This window comes from Massilia agilis (assembly GCF_024756255.1).
Taxonomy (GTDB): Bacteria; Pseudomonadota; Gammaproteobacteria; order Burkholderiales; family Burkholderiaceae_D; genus Telluria; species Telluria agilis.
This window is the reverse complement of record NZ_JANUHB010000003.1, coordinates 244550-269535: the sequence shown is the minus strand read 5'-3', so window position 1 is coordinate 269535 and position 24986 is coordinate 244550. Positions and strand designations below refer to the sequence as shown.

21 protein-coding genes and 1 pseudogene are annotated in these 24986 nt (G+C 67.6%); 7 read left to right on the top strand and 15 right to left on the bottom strand.

Annotated elements, in window-relative coordinates; all coding sequences use genetic code 11:
- Nucleotides 1–57: 57 nt before the first annotated feature.
- Both NX774_RS14780 and NX774_RS14775 read right to left on the bottom strand, forming a co-directional pair.
- Nucleotides 58–444, bottom strand: a complete 387-nt coding sequence (locus tag NX774_RS14780) for a Rap1a/Tai family immunity protein (RefSeq protein WP_258823005.1) — start codon at nucleotides 442–444, stop codon at nucleotides 58–60.
- A gap of 53 nt (nucleotides 445–497) precedes the next feature.
- Nucleotides 498–674 (bottom strand): annotated as a pseudogene (locus tag NX774_RS14775) (type VI secretion system tube protein Hcp); the annotation flags it as partial.
- Nucleotides 675–787: 113 nt separating this feature from the next.
- Between NX774_RS14775 and NX774_RS14770 the strand changes: the two are divergent.
- The 3 genes from NX774_RS14770 (at nucleotide 788) to NX774_RS14760 (ending at nucleotide 2630) form a co-directional block, all read left to right on the top strand.
- On the top strand, nucleotides 788–970 hold the full coding sequence (locus NX774_RS14770) for an antitoxin VbhA family protein (RefSeq protein WP_258823004.1): 183 nt from the start codon (nucleotides 788–790) through the stop codon (nucleotides 968–970).
- 28 nt (nucleotides 971–998) lie between these two features.
- A complete protein-coding gene (locus NX774_RS14765; RefSeq protein ID WP_258823003.1) occupies nucleotides 999–1739 on the top strand; it encodes an SDR family oxidoreductase in 741 nt (246 codons plus the stop codon).
- 126 nt (nucleotides 1740–1865) lie between these two features.
- Complete coding sequence (locus tag NX774_RS14760; RefSeq protein WP_258823002.1) at nucleotides 1866–2630, top strand: GIN domain-containing protein; 765 nt, start codon at nucleotides 1866–1868, stop codon at nucleotides 2628–2630.
- Nucleotides 2631–2719: 89 nt separating this feature from the next.
- Here NX774_RS14760 and NX774_RS14755 read toward each other — a convergent pair whose 3' ends face one another.
- The 12 genes from NX774_RS14755 to NX774_RS14700 all read right to left on the bottom strand — a co-directional run bounded on the left by NX774_RS14755 (nucleotide 2720) and on the right by NX774_RS14700 (nucleotide 13778).
- A complete protein-coding gene (locus tag NX774_RS14755) occupies nucleotides 2720–3043 on the bottom strand; it encodes a BON domain-containing protein (protein WP_258823001.1) in 324 nt (107 codons plus the stop codon).
- Between the two features lie 97 nt (nucleotides 3044–3140).
- The gene (locus NX774_RS14750; RefSeq protein ID WP_258823000.1) at nucleotides 3141–4280 is read right to left on the bottom strand and encodes a tetratricopeptide repeat protein; all 1140 of its coding nucleotides are present in this window, start codon (nucleotides 4278–4280) and stop codon (nucleotides 3141–3143) included.
- 18 nt (nucleotides 4281–4298) lie between these two features.
- Entirely contained in the window at nucleotides 4299–5240 is a 942-nt protein-coding gene (locus NX774_RS14745) for a type II secretion system F family protein (protein ID WP_258822999.1), read from the bottom strand.
- Nucleotides 5241–5249: 9 nt separating this feature from the next.
- On the bottom strand, nucleotides 5250–6224 hold the full coding sequence (locus tag NX774_RS14740) for a type II secretion system F family protein (RefSeq protein ID WP_258822998.1): 975 nt from the start codon (nucleotides 6222–6224) through the stop codon (nucleotides 5250–5252).
- Nucleotides 6225–6234: 10 nt separating this feature from the next.
- Nucleotides 6235–7575, bottom strand: coding sequence for a TadA family conjugal transfer-associated ATPase (locus NX774_RS14735; RefSeq protein WP_258822997.1), 1341 nt, complete (start codon nucleotides 7573–7575; stop codon nucleotides 6235–6237).
- A gap of 18 nt (nucleotides 7576–7593) precedes the next feature.
- Entirely contained in the window at nucleotides 7594–8769 is a 1176-nt protein-coding gene (locus NX774_RS14730; protein WP_258822996.1) for a CpaE/TadZ family protein, read from the bottom strand.
- Between the two features lie 79 nt (nucleotides 8770–8848).
- Nucleotides 8849–9124: a hypothetical protein gene (locus NX774_RS14725; protein ID WP_258822995.1), complete on the bottom strand. Its 276-nt coding sequence runs from the start codon at nucleotides 9122–9124 to the stop codon at nucleotides 8849–8851.
- A gap of 11 nt (nucleotides 9125–9135) precedes the next feature.
- Entirely contained in the window at nucleotides 9136–10674 is a 1539-nt protein-coding gene (locus tag NX774_RS14720) for a type II and III secretion system protein family protein (RefSeq protein ID WP_258822994.1), read from the bottom strand.
- 29 nt (nucleotides 10675–10703) lie between these two features.
- Nucleotides 10704–11543: a Flp pilus assembly protein CpaB gene (gene cpaB / locus NX774_RS14715; RefSeq protein ID WP_258822993.1), complete on the bottom strand. Its 840-nt coding sequence runs from the start codon at nucleotides 11541–11543 to the stop codon at nucleotides 10704–10706.
- Nucleotides 11540–12910: a DUF8689 domain-containing protein gene (locus NX774_RS14710; RefSeq protein WP_258822992.1), complete on the bottom strand. Its 1371-nt coding sequence runs from the start codon at nucleotides 12908–12910 to the stop codon at nucleotides 11540–11542. The genes cpaB and NX774_RS14710 overlap by 4 nt, the downstream gene beginning before the upstream one ends.
- Before the next feature lie 96 nt (nucleotides 12911–13006).
- Nucleotides 13007–13528: a prepilin peptidase gene (locus NX774_RS14705; RefSeq protein WP_258822991.1), complete on the bottom strand. Its 522-nt coding sequence runs from the start codon at nucleotides 13526–13528 to the stop codon at nucleotides 13007–13009.
- Nucleotides 13529–13583: 55 nt separating this feature from the next.
- Nucleotides 13584–13778: a Flp family type IVb pilin gene (locus tag NX774_RS14700; RefSeq protein WP_258822990.1), complete on the bottom strand. Its 195-nt coding sequence runs from the start codon at nucleotides 13776–13778 to the stop codon at nucleotides 13584–13586.
- A gap of 342 nt (nucleotides 13779–14120) precedes the next feature.
- Between NX774_RS14700 and NX774_RS14695 the strand changes: the two genes are divergently transcribed.
- Entirely contained in the window at nucleotides 14121–15149 is a 1029-nt protein-coding gene (locus NX774_RS14695) for a GGDEF domain-containing protein (RefSeq protein WP_258822989.1), read from the top strand.
- Here NX774_RS14695 and NX774_RS14690 read toward each other — a convergent pair.
- Complete coding sequence (locus tag NX774_RS14690; protein ID WP_258822988.1) at nucleotides 15146–16378, bottom strand: cyclic di-GMP phosphodiesterase; 1233 nt, start codon at nucleotides 16376–16378, stop codon at nucleotides 15146–15148. The two genes, NX774_RS14695 and NX774_RS14690, sit on opposite strands and share 4 nt — an antisense overlap.
- 118 nt (nucleotides 16379–16496) lie before the next feature.
- Between NX774_RS14690 and NX774_RS14685 the strand changes: the two genes are divergently transcribed.
- The 3 genes from NX774_RS14685 to icmF all read left to right on the top strand — a co-directional run bounded on the left by NX774_RS14685 (nucleotide 16497) and on the right by icmF (nucleotide 24967).
- On the top strand, nucleotides 16497–17429 hold the full coding sequence (locus NX774_RS14685; protein ID WP_258822987.1) for a LysR substrate-binding domain-containing protein: 933 nt from the start codon (nucleotides 16497–16499) through the stop codon (nucleotides 17427–17429).
- A 450-nt stretch (nucleotides 17430–17879) separates the two neighbouring features.
- Nucleotides 17880–21437, top strand: a complete 3558-nt coding sequence (locus NX774_RS14680) for an indolepyruvate ferredoxin oxidoreductase family protein (protein ID WP_258822986.1) — start codon at nucleotides 17880–17882, stop codon at nucleotides 21435–21437.
- A 242-nt stretch (nucleotides 21438–21679) separates the two neighbouring features.
- A complete protein-coding gene (icmF, locus tag NX774_RS14675; RefSeq protein ID WP_258822985.1) occupies nucleotides 21680–24967 on the top strand; it encodes a fused isobutyryl-CoA mutase/GTPase IcmF in 3288 nt (1095 codons plus the stop codon).
- Nucleotides 24968–24986 lie beyond the last annotated feature (19 nt).

Below are 24986 nucleotides of genomic sequence, written 5' to 3'. Positions count from 1 at the left end.
ACCTGCGTTGGCCCGTACGGCCCATGTGATTTGCCTTCAGTATGGCGAACAAGGGGCTCATCGCGCGTCCCTACGATCGGTACATGGCCACCGGCTCGCCCACGTTTCAATCACCAAGTCCGCGGCATTGCGCTTGAGCTGGTCGGGCGGCAGTTTGCGCAGGTTCATTTCGACGGCTTCCCGCAGCGCATCCGGGCCTGCGGGAACCTGCTTGCTGTTGCACCAGCGCTGTCCATCGCTGCTGTCATGCACACCCTCGACGTACGCGCGGGCGCGTTCGGCGTCGAGGTGCTGCTTTGGCGTCAGGTCAAAATTTCCCTTCGCCGTCGGCGGGTAGGCGACAAGTTGCAGCAGCCGTTCGCCGGTCATCCATGGCGGCTTCCCGGTCTGCGCCGCAGCAGACAGTGTCGCGACGAACAGCGCCAGCACAATCAGGGCGCGCATCACGCGATCCTGTTGGCGGCCGCATCCCAGCCGCCGGCGGTATTGCCACTGGTGCTGATTACGCTGAGTTCGGCCCGCTCTGCCGTGTGCCCGCCACTCGTTGACGCGGTCGCGCTTTTGGGCTGCGTAATCGACCAAGTCACCGATGTGCACTCAATCCAGCCAGCATGCCACGAGTCAGCGGACTCGCCTTTGATTCCTTCGATTTGCAGGTAGTAGTCTGCTGCCATATTGCCTCCGTAGTTGTTGTCGGGTCATTGTCCCGGAGGTATATTCATAGCAACTTGGGCGCGCTCAACGGCTTGCCAACGAGCGGTCAAAACTTGGGTACAAGGGAGATGTGATGAGCAAAACGCGCCGGCAGGACGTCGCGAGGATGAATGCGAGCTTCGCGCTATCTGGATTCACTCCAGATGAGCAGGATTTGGAGAATCAGCGGCGCTACATTCTGGGCGAACTCACCTTGGACGATCTGCTGGCCCACGCCCAGGCGTTCGCTCAGGCACAGCGGCCAAGTGGCGATTAACGAGTGCCCCGCAGGGCAGGAGGAATCATTGAAAAACGTTTCGATCGTCACTGGTTCGGGCCGCGGCATCGGCGCTGCGGTTGCGCGCCAGCTTGCCGCGGAGGGCCACGCCGTGGCCGTGAACTTTCGCAGCGACCGCGACGCTGCCGATGAGCTGATACGCACGATCCGTGCAGACGGCGGCCTCGCGCTTGCCGTGCAGGCCGACGCCGCCGACGAGGCCCAGGTAGCGCAGATGTTCGCCTTGGTTGAACAGGAACTCGGCCCGGTTTCCGCGCTCGTCAACAACGCCGGCATCACCAGCCGGATGGCCAGCTTCATGCAGACCGCCCCGGCGACAATCGAAGACGTCTTCCGCACCAACGTGTACGGAACCATGCACTGCTGCCGCGCTGCGATCGAGTCGTTCCGCAGGTCCGGCACCAAGGGCGTGATCGTGAACGTGTCGTCGGTCGCCGCCGCGACCGGTAGTCCGAACGAGTATGTGCACTATGCGGCCAGCAAGTCGGCGGTGGAAACGTTCACGCTCGGGCTAGCAAAGGAGCTCGCGGCGGAAGGAATCAGGGTCTGCGCGGTCGCGCCGGGGCTGACGCTCACCGACATCCACACCGTCTCTGGCGAACCGGACCGCCCCGCCCGCCTGGCGCCCAAGATTCCGATGCAGCGGCCGGCCACACCCGAGGAAATCGCCGAGCCCATCGTCTGGCTGCTGTCGCCGGCCGCGTCCTACATCACGGGCACCACGCTGCGCTGCGGCGGAGGCCTGTAAGCGCCTGAATGTCCCGGCTTTTTGCCGTTCAGCCCGCAATCCGTGCAATTCATCGCAATTGCCGGCTGCCTTGAACCGAGCGGGACTATAGTTCTCCCATCGAAACCGCCTTCGGGAGAACACGAAATGAACAAACTGCTCGGTACCGCCCTCGTCGCCACCACCCTGTCGCTGGCAACCCATTCCGCTTTCGCTGAAGAGCAGGTGCGCGAATCGCGCGCCGTGGACGCGAAGGTTACCAAGATCAAGCTCGGCGGCGTGGTGAGCCTGAACGTGCACCAGGGCGCGACGCCGTCGCTGGTCATTTCCGGCGACAAGTCGGCCGTGGCGCGCGTAACCACCAGCCAGCATGGCGACACGCTCGACATCGACACCGAAAGCCACACCAACTTCCACTGGCGCAGCGAGAAGCTGCAGGCCGACCTGACCGTGCCGAACCTGGACGAGTTCGTGTCGCAAGGGGTGGGCAGCAGCTCGATTACCGGCTTCTCCGGCGACAAGATGCGCGTGTCGCTCGACGGCCCTGGCTCGCTGACGATGAGCACCCGCTATCGTTACCTCGACGCCACCCTCGGCGGCGTCGGCAGCTTTACGCTTGATAACCGTGGCGCGGAGCGGATGGAGCTGGGCATGCGCGGCGCAGGCCGCATGACGGTCACCGGCGACGTGAAGCAGCTGTATGGCCGCTTGTCCGGCGTGGGCAGCCTGGACGCAAACAACCTGCGCGCCGACAGCGTGGACCTGCAGATGTCGGGCATGGGCAGCGCGACCGTGTTTGCCAAAACGGCGGCGAACATGAGCCTGTCCGGACTGGGGTCGGCGACGGTGTATGGCAACCCGGCGACCCGCAATGCGACCACCAGCGGGCTGGGCAAGGTCAGCTGGAAGTGATCGGCACACGGCTAGCTCGGGCAAGCGAGCTAGTTTTAGCTGGTTGGACGCGTGGGCAGCGAAGCTGCCCACCCTACGTGAAACGCCCCTTAGTGGGCGGCGGATTTGACGACGGTGTCGTCTTTCACCGCCTTCACGCCCTTCACCTCGCGCGCCAGCTGGACGGCGCGCTCAGCACTCTGGCGCGAGTCGACAAAGCCGCTCAGTTGCACCGTGCCCTTGAAGGTTTCGACCTTCACTTCGGTCGCCTTGACTTGCGGGTCTTCCGCGAACGCGGCCTTGACCTTGGTGGTGATGACGCTGTCGTCGATGTATTCGCCCGTGCCCTCGTGCGTGCGGGTCGGGGCGCAAGCGGCAAGCGCCGCCATCAGGACGGCGGCGCAGGCGGCTGTCAGGCGCTGTTTGGTTTTCATGGCATCGCTCCCGAAAAACGGACATTCAATCTACGCCGTTTAGCGTGAGCCCGCCGCACAACTCATGACATTGTGGCGCGCGCGGCACACCGTTTATTTACGGCAGTGCGCCGCCCTCCACCACCGCCACCGTATTGGCGGCCGCCGGCATCGGCCGCAGCGCAAACTTGGGCGTGGCCACGTCGCGGCCGAGCACCAGGCGCATGTCGGTCTTCTTGCAGTTGCTTACCTCGACCACCGAGGCGTTCTCGAAGCGCTGCGCGAGCCGTTCGGCCGCGGCGCGAAAGCCAAACTGGTATTCCACGCGCGTTTGCTTGACGCCGAAGCCTTTCTCGTTGGTTAGGCGCACCACCTTAAAGTCCGGATCGCCCATCTGGCGCGACAGCGTGCGCGCCATTCCGTTCACGCCGTTGCCGTTGCGGATCTCGAGCAGGGCCGATTGCGCCGGGGCAGCCAAGGCAGGCAGCGGGGCCACTTCCGGCTGCGCGGCAGGGGCTGGCTCCGGCTTTTGCGGCGCTGCAGCCGGCTCCACAGGCGCGACCGCAGCAACCGTGGCCACGCGCCGCAGTTCCAGCATGCCGTTCTGCGACTGCAGCACGTCCACAGCCGGCCATTCCGGGCCGCGCTCGCGGGTCTTGACCGCTTCGTCGATCGCGGCCACGGTGGTGCCGCCGCTGGCCTTGGTGTCTTCGCGCAGGTCGTGCTGCTGCAGCGCTTGCGCTTGGCGGAACATCTGCTGCGCGCGCTCTTCCTGGCCGAGCTTTTGCAGGCTTTCGCCCAGGTGGTGCCAGGCGCGGTAGCTGAGCGGGTCGAGCAGGCACGCCTTTTCCAGGGCGGTCACCGCGCTGGCGTAGTCGCCGTTGAGGAAGTAGGCGTAGCCCAGGTTGCTGAACAGGTAGGCGCTGCCGGGGCCGGAGGCCAGCGTCAGCTTTTCCGTCAGGCCGCGCCAGATCGGAATGGCCTGCGCAAACGCGCGCCGCTCGGCATAGATCGTGGCCAGGCCGTTGCGCGCGTTGACGTGCTGCGGGTCGGCCTGCAGCGCTTCGCGGTAGGCCTTGACCGCGTCTTCGTATTTGTGCGCGAGATGGTAGTTGCGCCCGAGCGCGTAGGCGTCGTCGGCGCGGCGCAGCGCGGCCTGCTCGGGCAGCGAGAAGTTGCCCGACAGGTCGGCGCAGGCCCACAACATCGTGCCCGCGCACAGCACGGTCAGGCGTTTGAGCGTGGTCACAGTTTGCATGGCAGTTTTCCTTTCACATCATTGGCGCACCGCGCTCAGTGCCGGCAGCAGCGTGTGCGCAATCTGGATGACGGCGGGGCCCATCAGCACGATCAGCAGGGTCGGGAAGATGAAGAAGATCAGCGGGAACATCAGCTTCAGGCCGATCTTCGCGGCCGTCTCTTCGGCCAGCATGCGGCGCCGCGTGCGCAGGTTTTCGGAGTGCACGCGCAGCGCGTCGCCAACGCTGGTGCCGAAACGCTCGGACTGGATCAGCATCGCCACCAGCGTATCGACGTCGTCCACGCCGGTGCGCAGGGCCAGGTTGCGCAGCGCTTTCTCTTTCGTGAAGCCGGCGCGCATCTCCATCAGCACGATCTGCAGCTCCTGCGCCAGCACCGGGCTCTTGATGCCGATCTCGGCGGCCACCTTGACCAGTGCGCGTTCCAGCGACAGGCCGGCTTCGACGCAGACGGTCAGCAGGTCGAGCGCGTCGGGAATGGTTTCGAAGATGTCGCGCTGGCGCCGCTCGACGATGCGGGTCAAGACGATGTTGGGCAGGTAGTAGCCCAGCGTGGCGGAGAAAAACAGCAGCAACAGCAGGTTACGGCCCTCGACGCGGCCGGTGGCGGCGAGCGCCGTACCCACGATGGCCGGCAGCAGCAGCGACAGCACGGTCTTGGCCGCGAAGTACAGGGTGGGCGCCACCGGGTTGCGCCAGCCGGCGTTCATGAAGCGCGTGCGCAGCGCCGATTTTTCCCAGCCCTCTTCCGGCACCGACAGTTTGGTCAGCGGCTTGACCACGCGCGCCACGCGCTCGATCCAGCCGCGCTTTTCCAGGCCCCCTTCGGCCGACTCCGTCATGAAATGGCCCAGCCGCGCGCGCAGTGCGGCCGGGGCGAACAGCAGCGCACCGAGCCAGGCCAGGCTGCCGACGATCGCAAACACGATCAGCAGGAACAATAACTGTGCGCCGTTCATCGCGCCCCCTCAGATATGGATGTGAATGATCTTGCGCATCCAGGCGATGCCGGCGACGAGCATGACGCAGGCGCCCCATAGCATCTTGGTGCCGATCGGGTCGGTCCACAGCAGGCTGATGTACTGCGGGTTGAGCACCAGCGTGGCCAGGCCGACCGCAAACGGCAGCAGCCCCAGGATCCAGGCCGACATGCGGCCCTCGGCCGACAGCACGCGCACCTGCGCGGCCAGCTTCAGGCGTCCGCGGATGATCTGGCTGATGTTCCCCAGGATTTCGGCCAGGTTGCCGCCCGACTCGCGCTGGATCAGCACCGCGATGATCAGGTAGCGCAAATCGGTCAGCGGAATGCGGTCGGCCATGGCGTGCAGGGCTTCGCTCATCGGCACGCCATAGTTGATCTCCTCGCGCGCGATGCGGAACTCGCCGGACAGCGGCTCGGACAGCTCGTTGCCGACGATTTGCAGCACGTTGGTGAACGAGTGGCCCGCGCGCAGCGCGCGCGCAATGAAGTCGGCCGCTTCCGGCAGCTGCTGTTCGATGCGCACCAGCCGGCGCACGCGCGCGCGGCGCGCCAGCACGTACGGGATCACGATGAACACCAGGGCCAGCGACAGCCGCATACCGAGCGGAAGCGGCCAGTGCAGCACCAGCGCCAGGCCCAGCGCCAGCGACGCCAGCGAGGCCAGGAAGAACTGGTCGACCGACCACTTGCCGCCGGCCTGCACCAGCAGCTGGTCGATGCGGTGCGCCAGCGACCATTGGTGCAGGATCCGGTCCACGCTGTCGCGCTTGCTGTAGCGGCGCTGCTTGAGGATCGAGATCCGTTCGCTGCGCCCGCCGGTGCCGGACATGATCTGCAGGCGGCGCGCGATGCGCTGCGCGGCCGCGCCGTGGGTGCTGATCCACCACAGGTACACGCCCTCGATGCCGAGGATGACCGCGGCGAACAGGAAGACCGCGAAACCGTAGAAGAGGAAGTTCATGCGCGCGCCCTTAGAAGATGCGGTCGGGGTCGAAGGTATCCTCGGGCAGCGGCACGCCGAACATCTTGAGGCGGTCGGCAAAGCGCGGCCGCACACCGCTGGCGCAGAAGTGGCCCTGCACCTTGCCGTCGCCGTCCACGCCGGTCTGCTCGAAGCGGAAGATCTCCTGCGAGGAGATGATCTCGCCTTCCATGCCGGTGATCTCCTGCATGCTGACCAGCTTGCGGCAGCCGTCGGTCAGGCGCGACACCTGCAGCACCACCGTGATGGCCGAGCAGATCTGCTGGCGGATGCCGCGCGTGGTCAGGTTCACGCCGGACATGCTGACCATGTTCTCGAGCCGCGACAGCGCGTCGCGCGGGGTGTTGGAGTGGATGGTGGCGAGCGAGCCCTCGTGGCCGGTGTTCATCGCCTGCAGCATGTCGAGCGCTTCGGCGCCGCGCACCTCGCCCAGGATGATGCGGTCGGGCCGCATGCGCAGCGCGTTTTTCACCAGCTGGCGTTGCGTCACCTCGCCCTTGCCTTCGATGTTGGCCGGGCGCGTCTCGAGCCGGACCACGTGCGGCTGGCGCAGCTGCAGCTCGGCCGCGTCTTCGATGGTGACGATGCGCTCGTTGCCGGGGATGAAGCCGGACAGCAGGTTGAGCAGCGTGGTCTTGCCGCTGCCGGTGCCGCCCGAGATCAGGATGTTCACCTTGGCCACGCCGAGCGCCTCGAGCACCTTGATCATCGGCGGCGTCAGGCTCTTCAGGTCGAGCAGGTTCTGCACCGTCAGCGGGTTGGCGCCGAAGCGGCGGATCGACAGCAGCGGCCCGTCCACCGCCAGCGGCGGGATGATCGCGTTCACGCGCGAGCCGTCGGGCAGGCGCGCGTCCACCATCGGGCTCGATTCGTCCACCCGGCGCCCCACGCGCGAGACGATCTTCTCGATGATCTTCATCAGGTGCGCGTTGTCGTGGAAGGTGACGTCGGTGAGTTCGAGCCGCCCCTTGCGCTCGACGTACACCTTGCTGGCGGTGTTGACCAGGATGTCGGAGACCGACGGGTCGGTGAGCAGCGGTTCGAGCGGGCCGAAGCCGAGCATCTCGTGCTGGATGTCGAGCACCAGGTTGTGGCGCTCGGTCTGGTTGAGCACGATGCGCTCTTCCTCGATGATGCGGGCGATGAGCAGCGCCAGCTCGTGCTTGAACTGTTCGGGCGTCAGGCGCTTCAGGCGCTCCAGGTCGATCCGGTCGAGGATCATCTGGTGCATCGTCTTCTTCAGCTCCTGGTAGGCGTGGTTGGCCACCTCGGGCACCGCGGGCAAGGCGCGCTCGTCGTCCGATCCGGCCAGCCGTTCACGTAGGGACATGGTGTGCTCCTGTCAGGTTCAGTAGTCGCTGTCGCCGCGGCCGAACAGGCGGTCGAACAGGCCCTTGCTTTCGGGGACGCGGCGCGCCGTCACCATCTCGACCAGCTCGGCCAGGCTGCGCGCGGCGGCGCTGGTGCGCGCCAGCTGCAGCACCGGCACGCCCTGGTTGACCGAGTCGGTGACGGCGATGTAGTCGTTGGGGACGGTGTGCACCACTTCGGCGCCCAGCGCCGAGTGCAGGTCCTGCAGGCGCAGCTTGCCGCCCTTCTCGTAGCGGTTGACCACCAGCCGGATGTTCTCGAGCGAGTAGCCGAGCGAGCGGAAGATGTCGAGCAGGCGGCGGGCGTCGCGGATGTCCGGCAGCGCCAGCTGCAGCACCGGGTAGATGGTGTCGGTGGTGTCGAGCGCGCGCAGCGACACCGCGTCGATCTGGCGGCCGACGTCGAGCAAGATGAAATCGTAGTGCTGGCGCGCCACGCGCAGGATGGTGTCGATGTGCTCGGGCTTGGCCTCGCGCGACTGGGCCGGGTCGTCGGCGGCGGCCAGCACGCCAAAGCCGGGCGCCACGTGCACCAGGCACGATTCGAGGAAGGGGCCGTCGATGCGGGCGATCTGGCTGCACACGTCCGACAGCGTCATCTGCGGCTTCTGGTCCGACACGTACAGCGCGGCGTCGCCGAACTGGCCGTGCAGGTCGATCAGCAGCACCTTCTTGTCGGCCAGGGTGGCCAGGGCGTAGCCGAAATTGGTCGAGATGAAGGTGGCGCCGCTGCCGCCCTTGCAGGCGATGAAGGCGAACACCTTGCCGTCGCGCAGGGCGGCCTTGCCGGCAGTGGCGGCGATGCGGTCCATCGCCTCGTGGAAGGCGCGGTGCACCAGCGGCAGCGGCAGCACCTCGCGCACGCCGGCGCGCATGGCGCGGATCAAGAGTTCCGGCTGCTGCTGGCCGCCCAGCAGCATCATGCTGGCGCTCGGGTAGGTGCGGGCCAGGCGCTCGAGCAGGTCGACGTCGCCGGCAGTGGCGTCGCTGGCGTCGATGATCAGCAGTTCCGGCGGCTCGGCGACCGGCCGGTCGAGCGCGTCGCGCATGCTGGCGCGGTTGGCCGCCATCTTCAGCGGCGGCACGCGCGCCGCGCCCTGCGAGGCAAGCTCGGCGTACAGCTGGCTGTCGTGGCTGATCAGTAAGGCTTTCATCGGCTGTCCTTGTTGGCTTGCGCGGTTATCAAGGGGAACTGGCCAGGCGGCGCCTGCGCTGCCGGCGGCCCGATGGCGTTCATTGCCCGGTGCCGAGCGGGATGATGGATGGCGCGGCCTGCTGCTCGGTCTGCTCGAACGATTTCTCGTAGCGCTGCTGCGCGGCGCGCGCGGCGCGGCCGTCCACGCCGGCGGCCGGGTTGGTGTTGCCGGATGCTTCCGGCCGCAGCGCCTGGGCCGCCAGGTTGGCGCGCACCGCCTCGCCAAAATGGTCGTCGATGCGCGGGCTGGTGCGGCAGCCTGCCAATGCCAGCGCAAGCAGTGCGATGCCGGTTGGGATCAATCTGGTTGCCATCGCCGTCCTCCTCATTTGAGTTCGAATCCGCCCGCGCTCTGGGCGGTGGGTGCGCTGGCCGGCGGGGTCGAGGCCGCGGCCGTGGTGGTGTCCGGGGCCGGGCCTTCCAGGCGCCCGCCGAGCAGCACGACGCCGCGCGAGGGCACGCCGACTTTATCGGTGGGCAGCACGTAGGCGGTCGAGGCTTGCGGCTTGACCAGGCGCGCGGTGATCACGAACACCAGCTCGGTGCGGTCCTGCTGGTAGTCGGCGCTGCGAAACAGCGCGCCCAGCACCGGCATTTCACCCAGCAGCGGCAGGCCCTTCATGCTGGTGGTGAGGTTGTTCTTGATCAGGCCTCCAATGGCGAAGCTCTGGCCGTCGTACAGCTGCACGGTGGTGCTGGCCTTGCGGGTGGTGAGCGCAGGCAGGATCGCCACGCCGTTGGTGCCGGTCGCCGACACCGCGATGCCTTCGCGCGACAGCTCGGACACCTCGGGCGCCACGCGCAGGTTGATGCGCCCGCCCGCCAGCACGGTCGGCGTGAAGCGCAGGCCGACGCCGAACTCCTTCTCTTCCATCGAGATCTTGCCGTTGTCCTGGGGGACCGGGATGTAGAACTTGCCGCCGGCCAGGAACGAGCCCTCCTGGCCGCTGATCGCCATCACATTCGGTTCGGCCAGCACGCGCACGACGCCGTCCTGCTTGTCGGCTTCGAGCGTGAACTGCTGCTTGCCGTTGCTGCGGCGCGCGTCCAGCAGGCCGTTGGCGCTGCCGCTGATGAAATTGGACAACAGCGTGGCGGCCCAGCTGCCGGAGCCGAAGCGCAGCGTGGCGCCCGCTTCCAGCCGGTCGAGCAGGGTCTTGGAGACCTCGGCGATCTTGACCTCGAGCTGCACCTGCTGCGGCGCGCTCACGGACAGCATGTTGACCACGCGACCGTTGTTATTGTTGCTGCCGGCCTGGTTTTGCGCATTATTGTCCAGCTTCTGGGCGCCGGCGACCGGCCGCAGCGGGCGGCGCACGTAGGCGCTGGCCAGCTCGACGGCGCGGGAGACGGCCGCCGCGTCGGACACGGTGCCGGTCAGCACCAGCGCGTCGGCGGCGGCCAGCACCTTGATGTCCTTCTCCTCCGGCATCACGCTGGCGAGCGTGGCCTGCAGCGCCGCCGGGTCCATCGCCACCGTGATGTCGACCACGCTGCAGGTGCCGCTCTTGCCCTGCACGATCATGTTGGTGGTGCCCACGTCCACCCCGGCGATGTACAGCGTGTCCGGCGCGACCAGCATGGCCTGCACCACGCCGGGGTTGCCGACCGCGCGGTTCTGCACGGCCTCGGGCAGGCGCAGCATGGTCGAGCGGCCCATCTGCAGCGCCAGCTGGGCCGGCGTGGCGGGCGCGCCGCTGCAGCGGGTCGGCTCGATCCGGTCGACCACCTCGGGCGCTGCCGGCGCCGGCTGGGCGCCGGCTTGCGCAAGGCGCGCGGCGGCGGCCGCGTTGGTGCTGGCGGCCACCAGGGCCGCCAGCAGGCCGGCCCGCAACACGGCCGCGTTCGTGAGGCTACTGTTCATGGCATTCACCCCCAGCTAGATGTTGGAATTCAGAAGCACTCTTTCGACGACTGCAGGCCGTTGATGACGCCCACGCAGTCGCGCTTGACCGGCAGCGCCACCTTGTGCACCGGCGGCGCGGCCGGAGCCGGGGCGGCCGGGCGCGGCGCCGGTTTCGGCGGCTCGGCCCCCGGCAGCAAGGTCAGCTTGGTGGCGCCGCGGGTGTCCACCGGCTGCGGGTCGACCTGGTTGCGCAGCGCCAGCGACAGCGTGCCCACGCTGCGCGCCAGGTCGAGCTTTTCGGCCTGCTCGGGGGTGACTTCGAGCGTGACGGCGTTGACCACCTTGGGCTTGGTCTCGTCGCGGTTGACCTCCTGCGCGACCGCCAGCACCAGGATCCGCTCGAGCACGATCTTGGAGATGTTCTGCTCGCGGCCGTGGCCGTCGGCATCCTGCTGGGTGCTGACGATGATGTCGACGTAGGTGCCGGGCAGCGCGAAGCCGGCCACGCCGATCACGTCGTTCACGCGCACGGTGATGGCGCGCTTGCCTTCGGCGATCAGGGCCGCCAGGCCGCCCACGGTGCCGCTCGGGGCCAGCTTGGCCTCGCTGACCGGCTCGCCCGCCAGCACGCTGCTCCTGAGCACCCGGCCGGCCAGCTTCTGGGGGTCGGCAAACGCGCCCTTGGGCACGCTTTCGGCCGGCCAGTCGATCAGCTTGAGCATTTCGGGCGACAGGCGCTGGCCGAGGTTGATGTCGGACAGCGCCACCACGATGCGGCCGGCGTTGGCGGACGGCTGCTGCAGCAGCCAGCGCGAGGCCAGCACGACGGCGGTGACCCCGAACAGGATCGCCATCGCCATCACGGCAAGGGCACGTTTGTTTTTCATGATGGTTCCCCCGAAGTGGTCGGCGCGGCGCAGGCCGCAAACATGCTGTTCCAGGCCTGCTCGACGGCGGCGGCGGACAACCGCGGCGTGGCGCCGGCGAAGCTGGCGAAATCGCTGATGCGCCCGAGCAGTTCATGCGGATAGGCCGGCAGCAGCGGGCGGCCGCTGGCCGCGTGCAGCGCCAGCAGGCGGCTGGCGGCGTCCTCGTCCGGCTCGATGCCGGCCTGGCGGCAGGCGCGCCGCAGCAGCGCGCGGTAAGCCGCTTCGGGCAACGGGCCGAGCCCGACCTTGTAGCCGATGCGGCGCAGGAAGGACTCGTCGAGCAGCGCGTCCGGCGCCAGGCTGGTGGCGAACACCACGGTCGCGTCGAACGGCACGGTTTCGCTGTGGCCGCCAGGCAACGCGAGCGCGTCCCAGCCCTGGTCGAGCGCGCCGAGCCAGCGGCCGAGCAGGTCGGCCAGCGGCAAGCGCTGGCGGCCGAGGTCGTCCACGACCAGCATGCCGTTGTTGGCCAGCACGTGCGGCGGCGCGCGCAGCACCCCGCTGGCGGCGTCCTCGCGCAGGTCGAGCATGTCGGCAGCGAGCGCCGCGCCCACGTGCACCAGCGGGCGCTGGCAGATGGCCCAGCGCGCGTCCCAGCTGCGGCGCTCTTCCTGCTGGCGCGGCAGCGGCGGCGCCGGCTGGTGCAGCAGCGGGTCGTAGAACTGGATGATCTGGCGCTCCACCAGCAGCGCATAGGGCAGCGCCACCGCGCCGTGCTGCAGGCGCGCGAGCTGATGCGCGAGCAGGGTCTTGCCGGCTCCGGACGGGCCGTACAGCAGCAGCGCGCGGCGCGAATGCAGGGCGGCGCCGAGCACGTCGCGCAGGGCCGGATCGAAGCCGTGCTCGGCCAGCGCGGCGGCCAGCTGGGCGCGCTCGGGACGGGGCGCGCCGGGCCGGCGCAGCGACTGGCGCTCGACCACCTCGCGGTAGCTGGCCAGCGGCACCGGCGCCGGGCCGGCGTAGCGCGACTGCGCCAGGTAGTCGGCGGCGGCGCGCTGGCCGGGCGCGGTCAGCTGGTACTGGACGTCGATGTCGGAGTCCCCGGTCCAGGCCACCTCGACCTGCTGCTCGGCCATCAGCTGGTTGAGGATCTCGCGCAGCACGTTGACCGACAGCTTGAGCCTGGCCGAGAGCGCCGGCAGCGGGGTCTTGCCGCTGCCGTGCAACACCTTGACCACCAGCTCGGTCACCAGGCGCGGCGGCAGGCCGGTGTCGAGCACGGTTTTGGCCTGGCGCGGCAGGATGTCGGCAAACTCGGGCGCGGCCGGCGGCGGCGCCGCGCGGGCCCCGTGCAGCTCGGCCGCTGCGGATAGCGCATTCATCATCGGAAGTCCTTTCGTGGGAACATCTTTCCGACCAACATGAATCGATTCTAGCGACGGGCCTACCGGCAACTTTTGAGTTTGAGCAAGAAAGGACGCTCAGCCGTGGCCAGCCCACAGCCAGCCCACGGTGGCCAGCGCGACCGCCAGGCCATAGGGCATCGCGCCCACGCTCGGGCGTGGCAGCGGGGTGGCCGCCAGCGGCATGCCGGCCGCGCGCAGCAGCATGGGACGCAGCAAGTCGCGCAGGTTGGCGCAGGCGGCGCGCAGGCGGCGCTGGAACGCCACCAGCACCAGCGCCATCACGCCGCCGGCGCACCAGGCCAACAGCGCGATGTGCAGGGCGGCGGCGGGGCCGGCGAAGGCGCCGACGGTAGCCATCAGCTTGACGTCGCCGGCGGCCATGCCGCGCAGCAGGTACAGCGGCAGGAACAGCAAGAGGCCGGCCAGCGCGCCCAGCAGGCAGTCGGCGAGCGCGCCGGCGGCCAGCTGCAGCGGCAGCGCCACCAGCCAGGCCAGCAGCAGCAAGACGTTGGGGATGCGGCGGGTCGCCAGGTCGCTGGCGGCGGCCGCGAGCACGAGCACGAGCAGGGCCAGCTCGAGGCAAGTCTGGACAGGCATGGCAGCTCCCGGGAAGAAAAACCGCCGCCCGGGCGGGCGGCGGCTGGGCACGGCGTTACGGTGCGGCCGGCACGTTGGTCTGGACGATGCCGCCAATGGCCGAGAAGGCGTTGCTCAGGTCGGTGCCGAGAACCTTGGCGCCGACCAGCATGACACAGCCAACCAGTGCGGCGATCAGGCCATACTCGATCGCGGTGACACCGTTCTCGTCAGCAATGAAAGCTTTGACTGCGGAGGTGAACTTGTTCATGACAAACTCCATATGGTGGTTGATGAAAACCTGGCCCGGCCCGAACCCGTCGGCCGCCGGGTTCGCTGGCGGCTTGGATTGCCTGCCGCCAGTGCCGAACCAGTGAATCCACTATAGGAGATGATTCCAGAGGGCAACTTGACTCGAAGCAAGATTTCCCACCGGCACCAATTTTGCTCCGAGGAAAGAGAAAACCCCGGTCATTGCAGGCGAAACACCACAACCAGGGCAAAAATTTCTCGGGCATAATTGAACAATTCCGCAAAAGCCGATATTCTTCTCCGCTTGCAATTTAAACAATGCGCGAAGCGTGCCGCGGGCCGGACTTCGATCGAGAGCGACATGGATTCGTTACTGAAGCACATGGTGGACATGACCGGCCATCGCGACCATGCGATGCTCGACCTGTCGGCGGTGGCAGCGGTGCAGGAGCTGGCCGGTGCCCAGCACACCCGGGTGCTGTCGCTGGCCGCGGTCGGGCCGGCACGCTACCTGCGCGCGCGCGCCAGCGTGGACGACGGCGGCGCGCCGCGGCTGGAGGACGAGGCCGGTCCCGGCGAGACGCTCGACGCCTACCCGGAGCTGGCCGCGTGCCTGGCGGCGCAGGGCGCGCGCGCCGAGGCCGGGCAGCCGGGACGGCACACGATGTGGGTGCCGATCTGGCGCGGCGAGCTGGCCGCCACCATCCTCGAGATCGCGCGCGCGGCGCCGTTCACCGCGGCCGAGGTCCACACCATCGACGGCATCGTCGGCGTGTACCGCAACTTCCTTAGCCTGCTCGAATACAGCGAGCGCGACTCGCTCACCGGCCTGCTCAACCGCAAGACTTTCGACGACCAGCTGGCGCGCATGCTGCAGTGCGCCGCCGAGCAGGAGTCACCGCTGCCGGGCCAGCCCGAGCGGCGCCAGAAAGGCACCGGCCACGAGCAGTGGCTGGCGGTGGTCGATGTCGATCACTTCAAGCTGGTCAACGACCGCTTCGGCCACCTGTACGGCGACGAGGTGCTGATCCTGATCGCCAACATGCTGCAGTCCTCGTTCCGCGCGCACGACCGCGTGTTCCGCTTCGGCGGCGAGGAGTTCGTGGTGCTGCTGCGCTCGACCACGCTGGAGAACGCGCGCCGCATCATCGAGCGCTTCCGCGCCGGCGTCGAGAGCCACCACTTCCCGCAGGTGGGCACGGTCACGGTCAGCGTCGGTTTTACCTGCATCAAGCCGTACGATTCGCCGGTGGTCACGCTCGGCCACGCCGACCAGGCGCTGTACTTCGCCAAGACCCACGGCCGCAACCAGGTCTGCCACTACGACCAGCTGGTCGCCGATGGCCTCCTGGCCACCGTCGCCTCCAACGACACCGCCGAATTCTTCTAGGCCGCGGCCATGAATTTGACCGGGTCCACCTGCCACTTCTCGGGCAGCTCGTGGCGCACGATCTTGTCGCCGCCGCCGTGCCCGAGCGGGCGCGCCAGGTCCACGGTCTGCGGTTGGATGAAGGACTTCTTGTTGGTGTCGTAGAACACGTTGACCTTGGGCGTGAGCAGGCTGCTCTCGTGCGGCTCGACCACCACCGCCAGGCGCCCGGATTCGAGCAGCACCAGGGTGCCGACCGGGTAGATGCCGACGCAGCGCACGAACTCCTGCGCGTACACCGGGTTGAAGTGGAACTTGCTCCACTCGTAGATCTTGCGCAGCGCCTCGGCCGCCGGCAGCCCCTTGTGGTAGCAGCGGTCGGCCGTGATCGCATCGTACACGTCGACGATCGCCGCCATCTGGGCCAGCTCGCTGATGTCGTCGCCGCCCTGCTTGTCCGGGTAGCCGCTGGCGTCGCGCCGCTCGTGGTGGTGCAGCGTGATGTCGAGCGGGATCGGGCCGATCGCGGGAGTGCGCAGCAGGATCTCGTAGCCGTCCTGCGGGTGCTTGCGGATGATGTTGAACTCGTCGTCGGACAGCCGCCCCGGCTTGTTCAGGATATGGTCGGGCACCAGCGCCTTGCCGGTGTCGTGCAGCAGGCCGCCCAGCCCGGCCTGGTAGGTGGTTTCCTCGTTCATGTTGCGCGAGCGGCAAAACGCCACCAGCAGGGTGCACACCGAGACCGAATGCAGGAAGGTGTAGTCGTCCTTGCTCTTGATCCGCAGCAGGCCCAGCAGCGCGCCGGGGTTGCGCAGGATCGAGGCCGTGATGTTCTCGACCATCGGGCTGACCCGGTCCAGCTCGATCGCCTTGCCCAGCCGCGCATCCTGCATCACCTCGCGCACCAGGCCGGCCGCCTGGCGCCGGATGTTGGCAGCGCGCTGCAGTTCCTCGGCAATGGTGGTGCGCGGCGGCGGCGCCGGCGCCGCGGTCGGCTTGGACATCAGTGCCTGCAGCTCGGACTCGGTCTGGGCGCGCGCCTCGGCCACCGTGGGCGCGTCCTCGACGTCGATGCCCTTGTTGCAGTCGATGACCACGTTGCGGATGTTGGCGCCGACGATCTTGCGGATTTCGTCCTCCGAGGTCAGCACAAAACGGCTGCGCACGAAGGGGTGCTCGATCCAGCTGCAATCCAGGTCCTGGACATACATCCCGACCCGTAGCTGTGACGAATCCACCTTCTTCAGCATCCCTCTTCCCCTGGCTATGTTAATCTGACGCAACAGACACGCTGAGAGTATAACAACAGTCGTTGTCAGAAGTTAACTTACTGGCAGTAATCGTCGTCGAGACGCAGAATAGCAACACATGGAACTCCGCCAGCTCCGCTACTTCGTGGCGATCGTCGATCACGGTTCGCTGTCGCGCGCCGCGCTCGTGTTGCACGTGGCGCAGCCGGCGCTGACCCAGCAGCTGCGCCAGCTCGAGGACGAACTGGGCGCCCGCCTGCTGCACCGCTCGGCCCAGGGCGTGACCTCGACCGACGCCGGCAAGCTGTTCTACCAGCACGCCCAGGCCATCCTCAAGCAGGTGGCCGATGCCCGCGCCGCCGTGGCGCAATCGACCGAACGGCCGTCCGGCAGCGTCACGCTGGGCCTGCCGCACAGCATTTCCGGCGCGCTGGCCCTGCCGCTGCTGACCGCGGCCCGCGCGCGCTACCCGGAGATCACGCTGCAGCTGACCGAGGAGATTTCGGGCAGCCTGACCGAGCAGCTCAAGTCGGGCCGGCTCAACCTGGCGGTGTTGTTCGATGACGGCCAGCTGGGCCAGTTCAACAGTGTGCCGCTGGTGGAAGAGGACCTGATGTTCATCTGCCGCCCCGGCTCGGCCTTCGCACCCGCCGGCCCCTCGATCAGCCTGGCCGACGCGCTGGCCAGCACGCTGATCCTTCCGGCCCAGCAGCATGGCGTGCGCCCGCGCATCGAACAGACCGCACGCGGCGCCGGGCTGGCGCTGGACAAGGTGATCGAGATCAACTCCATTGCCATCCTGCGCTCCGCCCTGCTGGCCGACATCGGCGCGACCCTGCTGCCGGTCGCACCGGTGCGCGCCGATATCGAGGCCGGCACGCTTGCCGCCTGGCCGGTGGAACACCCGGCAATCACGCGCAGCGTCACCCTCTGTTCATCCCGCAACATTCCGCTCACCGACGCCGCCGCCGCAATCGGCCGCCTCGTGCGCCAGGTGACCGAGGAGCTGTGCGCCAGCGGCCACTGGCCCGGCGCCGCCCTGGCCGGCTGACGAACCGTTCCCAAAAGCACCCCGCCCGACCGCGAGGTGGGGCGCCGTCCGGCGGCGCGTGGCGCTTTTGTTCTCTTTTGCGCTGCGCGTTTTGTCTATTTCCGTCGCTTTTTGTCTCATCCCCCGGCGCGAGACAGAATTCGACAAGAAGAGACAAAACGCGCAGGCCAAAAGAGCATGAAAGCGCCACTCGCCCGGCACGGCATCCCCCGCCCGCGCCCTGGCCGCGCCACGCGCCTTCGGCCAGCCATCAGTTTTTCTTATACCCCCATCCGGAAACGGTATTTCCCGGCATTTGGCGAAACTTCTACACTCGCGCGCTGGACGTTTTTCCTGAAAAAGCGCCACAAGACAGTCGCCCACACCCGCGACGCCCTTCCCGCCCCGGCCGCGCCTACCCGGCGCCTTTCCTGGGCGGGACCACACCAAATCACGATTTTGGAGACCGCCATGCCCGATACCACGGCCATCGTTCCTGCCGCGCCGCACGCCCCTGCCCTCGCCGACGTCAGCCTCGACGACAAATACACCGCCAGGACCGGCAAGATCTTCCTGTCCGGCATCCAGGCACTGGTGCGCCTGCCGATGATCCAGCGCGAACGCGACCTTGCCGCGGGTATGAACACGGCCGGTTTCGTGTCCGGCTACCGCGGCTCGCCGCTGGGCGGGCTGGACGAGAACCTGTGGAAGGCCAAGGGCCATCTCGAAGCGAACAGCATCCAGTTCGTGCCGGGCGTGAACGAAGACCTGGCCGCCACCGCCGTGTGGGGCACCCAGACCGTCGGCCTGATCGGCCCGACCAAGTACGACGGCGTGTTCGCCATGTGGTACGGCAAAGGCCCGGGCGTGGACCGTTGCGGCGACGTCTTCAAGCACATGAACCACGCCGGCACCTCCGCCACCGGCGGCGTGCTGCTGGTGGCCGGCGACGACCACGGCGCCTACTCCTCCACCCTTCCGCACCAGTCCGACCACATCTTCTCGGCCTGCATGATCCCGGTGCTGTACCCATGCAACGTGCAGGAGTACCTGGACCTGGGCGTCCACGGTTGGGCGATGTCGCGCTTTTCCGGCTGCGCGGTGGCGTTCAAGGCGCTGGCCGACACGGTCGAATCGAGCGCATCGGTCGATGCCGACCCGTTCCGCGTGGAAGTGAAGATCCCGCAGGACTTCGCCATGCCAGAGGGCGGCCTGAACACCCGGCTGTCGTCGGACCCGCTGGGCCTGCAGGCGCGCAAGCAGGAAGCGCTGATGCAGGACTACAAGATCTACGCCGCACTGGCCTATGCGCGCGAGAACAAGCTCAACCGCGTCACGATCGACAGCCCGAACGCCAAGCTGGGCATCATCGCCTCGGGCAAATCCTACCTCGACGTGCTGGAAGCGCTGGAAGAACTGGGCATCGACGAAGCGATGGCAGCGAAGATCGGCCTGCGCCTGTTCAAGGTCGCCATGATCTGGCCGCTGGAGCCGGACGGCGTGCGCGAGTTCGCGCAAGGGCTGGACGAAATCCTCGTGGTCGAGGAAAAGCGCCAGGTGGTCGAATACCAGCTCAAGGAGCAGCTGTACAACTGGCGCGACGACGTGCGCCCGCACGTGGTCGGCAAATTCGACGACAAGGGCGAATGGGTGGCGCCGCGCGGCGAGTGGCTGCTGCCGCCCAAGGCCGACTTCTCGGTGGCGCAGGTGGCGCGCGTGATCGCCGGGCGCGTCAAGCGCCTGGACCTCGATGACGTCACCCGTGACCTCATCAAAGCGCGCCTGGCCTTCCTGGAAGCGAAGGACGCGGTGCTGCAAAAGGCGATCCACACCCCGTTCCGCCCCGCGTTCTACTGCTCCGGCTGCCCGCACAACACCTCGACCAAGGTGCCCGAAGGCTCGTTCGCGCTGGCCGGCATCGGCTGCCACGTGATGGCCACCTCGATCTACCCGGAGATGAACAAGCTGACCACCCACATGGGCGGCGAGGGTGCGCCGTGGATCGGCCAGGCCGCGTTCTCCAAGGTGCCGCACGTGTTCCAGAACCTGGGCGACGGCACCTACTTCCACTCCGGTTACCTGGCGATCCGCGCCGCCGTGGCGGCCAAGGTCAACATCACCTACAAGATCCTGTACAACGACGCGGTGGCGATGACCGGCGGCCAGCCGGTGGACGGCACCACCAGCGTGCCGCTGATCGCGCAGCAGATGGCGGCCGAAGGCGTCAAGCGCATCGCGCTGGTCACCGAGGACCTGTCGCGCTACGCCGACCGTTCAAGCCTGCCGGAGCTGGTCACCCTCCACGACCGCAAATTCATGGACGACGTGCAGCGCGAACTGCGCGAGATCCCCGGCACCACCGTCCTGATCTACGACCAGACTTGCGCCGCCGAAAAGCGCCGCCGCCGCAAGAAGAACCAGTTCCCCGATCCGGCCAAGCGCATGGTGATCAACGAGGCCGTCTGCGAAGGCTGCGGCGACTGCGGCATCCAGTCCAACTGCGTGTCGATCCTGCCCAAGGAAACCGAATTCGGCCGCAAGCGCGCGATCGACCAGTCCTCGTGCAACAAGGACTTCTCGTGCGTGAAGGGCTTCTGCCCGAGCTTTGTCACCGTCGAAGGCGGCGCACTCAAGAAGAGCCGTGCCGGCGCCGGCGCGGGCGATGACGGCTGGGCCGAACTGCCCCACCCGCTGCTGCCGCAGGTGGATGCGCCGTACAACATCCTCATCAACGGCATCGGCGGCACCGGCGTGATCACCGTCGGCGCGCTGATGGGCATGGCCGCCCACCTCGAGGGCAAGGGCGCCTCGGTGCTGGACATGACCGGCATGAGCCAGAAGAACGGCTCGGTCACCTCGCACGTGAAGATCGCCGCCGCGCCAGAGCGCCTGCGCGCACAGCGCATCGCCACCGGCGAAGCAGACCTGGTGCTGGGCTGCGACATGCTCACCGCCGGCGCACCGGACGCAATCTCGAAGATGCGCCCGGGCCGCACGCGGGTGGTGGTCAACCTGCACGAGCAGCCGACCGGCACGTTCGCGCAGCAGCCCGATTGGGAGTTCCCGGCCGGGCAGGTGCGCGCGCTGATCAACGAGGCGGCCGGCGCGCAGGAACACGCGAGCGCCGACTTCATCGACGCGACCAAGCTGGCGACCGCGCTGATGGGCGACTCGATCGCCGCCAACCTGTTCATGCTGGGCTACGCCTGGCAAAAAGGCCTGATCCCGCTGTCGGAAGCGGCCCTGCTGCGCGCGATCGAACTGAACGGCGTGGCCGTTGCGGCCAACAAGAAGAGCTTCCTGTGGGGCCGCCGCGCCGCCGTGGACCTGGCGCGGGTCGAGAAGACCGCCACCCCGGCGCAGGCGATCGTGGTGCAGATGCCGCAGTCGCTGGACACGCTCATCAAGAAGCGCATCGCGTACCTGACCGGCTACCAGGACAGCGCCTACGCCGCCGTGTACGAAGACCTGGTCGCGCAGGTGCGCGCCGCCGAGAGCGAGCAAGGCCTGGGCAACAAGCTGTCCACCGCGGTGGCCAAGTACTACTTCAAGCTGATGGCCTACAAGGACGAGTACGAAGTGGCGCGCCTGTACACCGACGGCCGCTTCGTCGAGCAACTGAAAACCCAGTTCGAAGGCGACTTCACGCTCAAGTTCAACATGGCGCCACCGCTGTTTGCCAAAAAGGACGGACAGGGCCGCCTGATGAAAGCCGAATTCGGCTCGTGGATGTGGACGGCGATGAAGCTGCTGGCCAGGCTCAAGGGCCTGCGCGGCGGCGCGCTCGACGTGTTCGGCTACACCGCCGAGCGCAAGATGGAGCGCGCGCTGATTGGCGAGTACCGCCAGATGGTGCAAGCGCTGCTGGCTGGGCTGAATGCATCGAACCACGCCGTGGCGGTGGAACTGGCGAGCCTGCCGGAGCAGATCCGCGGTTTCGGCCACGTGAAGGAAAAGGCCGTGGCCCTGTTCCGCGTGAGGAAGGCCGAGCTGCTGTCCGCTCTTTCCGAGCAGAAACAAGCCGCCTGACGCCAGCCACCGCCCTCCAACCGTCGTCCCCGCGCAGGCGGGGACCCATGCTGAGTGTGCTCCGCCTGTGGCGTCGATCCTGCCCCGACGACGCACCCGGTCTATGGGTCCCCGCCTGCGCGGGGACGACGGATCGGATGATGTGGCCGAGGTTGACGCACCAACTGTTCCGCTGTTGACGTTTACGTTAACGTCATATAATACTCAGACGACCCTGTCCGCTTCCGCCCACAAGGAACACCATGAACGACATCACTCCCGCCGCCAAGCTCGACCTGCCGGAGCAGTTCAAGCTGGCCAACAAGGTGCGCTTCGTCACCGCCGCCTCGCTGTTCGACGGCCACGACGCCTCGATCAACATCATGCGCCGCATCCTGCAGTCCAACGGCGCCGAAGTGATCCACCTGGGCCACAACCGCTCGGTGGACGAAGTGGTCACCGCGGCGCTGGCCGAAGACGCGCAAGGCATCGCCGTCTCCAGCTACCAGGGCGGCCACGTCGAATACTTCAAATACATGATCGACCTGCTGCGCCAGCGCGGCGGCGCGCACATCAAGGTGTTCGGCGGCGGCGGCGGCGTGATCGTCCCGCACGAGATCGAAGAACTGCATGCCTACGGCGTGACGCGCATCTTCAGCCCCGAGGACGGCCAGCGCATGGGCCTGGTCGGCATGATCCGCTCGATGCTGGCCGCCTGCGACGCCGACCTGTCGCCGTATGCGCCGACCGCGCTCGCGCCGCTGCAGGAAGGCGACATCGCCAGCCACCACCGCCCGCTGGCCCAGCTGATCACGGCGCTGGAAAACGGCAAGGCCGACGCCGCGCTGGTCAAGCAGCTGCACGACGCGGCCGAGGGCCTGAAGGTGCCCGTGCTGGGCATCACCGGCACCGGCGGCGCCGGCAAATCCTCGCTCACCGATGAGCTGATCCGCCGCATTCGCCTGGACCAGGGCGACCGCCTCAACATCGCCGTGATCTCGATCGACCCGTCGCGCCGCAAATCGGGCGGCGCGCTCCTGGGCGACCGCATCCGCATGAACGCGATCGGCCCGTGGAACGGCGAGCGCCGCGTGTTCATGCGCTCGCTGGCCACGCGCGAAGCCGGCTCGGAAATCTCGCACGCGCTGCCGGACGTGGTCGCCGCCTGCAAGGTGGCCGGCTTTGATCTCGTCATCGTCGAGACCTCCGGCATCGGCCAGGGCGACGCCGCCATCGTGCCGCACGTGGACCTGTCGATGTACGTGATGACCCCCGAATTCGGCGCCGCCTCACAGCTGGAAAAGATCGACATGCTCGATTTCGCCGACGTCGTCGCCATCAACAAGTTCGACCGCAAGGGCGCGCAGGACGCGCTGCGCGACGTGGCCAAACAGTACCAGCGCAACCGCGAGCTGTTCGGCCAGAGCCCGGACCAGATGCCGGTGTACGGCACCCAGGCCTCGCGCTTCAATGACGACGGCGTGACTGCGCTGTACCACGGCCTGTTGCCGCGCCTGGCCGGGCTGGGCCTGCCGGTCGAGCCGTCCAGGCTGCCGGTGCCGGAGCAGAAGTACTCGAGCGGCAAGCACGTGATCGTGCCGCCCGCCCGCACCCGCTACCTGGCCGAGATCGCCGACACCGTGCGCGGCTATCACAAGAACGTGAACAAGCAGGTCACGCTCGCGCGCGAGCGCCAGCAGCTGCAAGCGGCCAAGCGCATGCTCACCGCTGCCAACAAGGGCGCCGACTTCGACGACCTGATCGTCGAGCGCGACAACCAGCTTGACGCCGGCGCCAAGAAACTGCTGGCCATGTGGCCCGACATGCAAGCCGCCTATGCCGGCGACGAATACGTGGTCAAAATCCGCGACAAGGAAATCCGCACGAAGCTGGTGCAGAAAACCCTGTCCGGCAACCCGATCCGCAAGGTCGCGCTGCCCAAGTTCGAGGACCACGGCGAGGTGCTGCGCTTCCTGATGCTGGAAAACGTGCCCGGCTCGTTCCCGTACACCGCCGGCGTGTTCGCCTTCAAGCGCGAAAACGAAGACCCGACCCGCATGTTCGCCGGCGAAGGCGACGCCTTCCGCACCAACCGCCGCTTCAAGCTGGTCTCGGAGGGCATGGACGCCAAGCGCCTGTCCACCGCGTTCGACTCGGTCACGCTGTACGGCGCCGACCCGGCGCTGCGCCCGGACATCTACGGCAAGGTCGGCAACTCGGGCGTGTCGATCGCCACGCTGGACGACATGAAGGTGCTGTACGACGGCTTCGACCTGTGCAGCCCGAACACCAGCGTCTCGATGACGATCAACGGCCCGGCGCCGACGATCCTGGCGATGTTCATGAACACCGCGATCGACCAGCAGGTCGACAAGTTCGTCAAGGACAATGGCCGCCAGCCGACCATTGAGGAAGCGGCCAAGATCCGCGAATGGGTGCTGGCCAACGTGCGCGGCACGGTGCAGGCCGACATCCTGAAGGAAGACCAGGGCCAGAACACCTGCATCTTCTCGACCGAGTTCTCGCTCAAGGTGATGGGCGACATCCAGGAGTATTTCGTGCACCACCAGGTGCGCAACTTCTACTCGGTGTCGATCTCGGGCTACCACATCGCCGAAGCGGGCGCGAACCCGATCTCGCAGCTGGCATTCACGCTGTCGAACGGCTTCACCTTCGTGGAAGCCTACCTTGCGCGCGGCATGCACATCGACGACTTCGCGCCCAACCTGTCGTTCTTCTTCTCCAACGGCATGGACCCCGAGTACACGGTGCTCGGCCGCGTGGCGCGCCGCATCTGGGCGGTGGCGATGCGCGACAAGTACGGCGCCAACGAGCGCAGCCAAAAGCTCAAGTACCACATCCAGACCTCGGGCCGCTCGCTGCACGCGCAGGAGATCGACTTCAACGACATCCGCACCACGCTGCAGGCGCTGATCGCGATCTACGACAACTGCAACTCGCTGCACACCAACGCCTACGACGAAGCGATCACCACCCCGACGGACGAATCGGTGCGGCGCGCGCTGGCGATCCAGCTGATCATCAACCGCGAGTGGGGCCTGGCCAAGAACGAGAACCCGAACCAGGGCTCGTTCATCATGGAAGAGCTCACGGATCTCGTCGAGGAAGCGGTGCTGCAGGAGTTCGAGCGCATCGCCGAGCGCGGCGGCGTGCTGGGCGCGATGGAGACCGGCTACCAGCGCGGCAAGATCCAGGAAGAGTCGATGCTGTACGAGCACAAGAAGCACGACGGCTCGCTGCCGATCATCGGCGTGAATACCTTCCGCAACCCGAAGGGCGCGGCGGCGCCGGCCACCATCGAGCTGGCGCGCTCGACGGACGACGAAAAGCAGTCGCAGCTCACCCGCCTGGAAGCCTTCCACCAGCGCCACGCGGCCGACGCCCCGGCCGCGCTGGCCGCGCTGCAGCAAGCCGCGATCGACAACGCCAACGTGTTCGACAAGCTGATGGACGCGGTGCGCGTGTGCTCGTTGGGCCAGATCACCACCGCGCTGTTCGAGGTGGGCGGGCAGTACCGCCGCAACATGTAAGGCGGACCGGCGGCCGCCC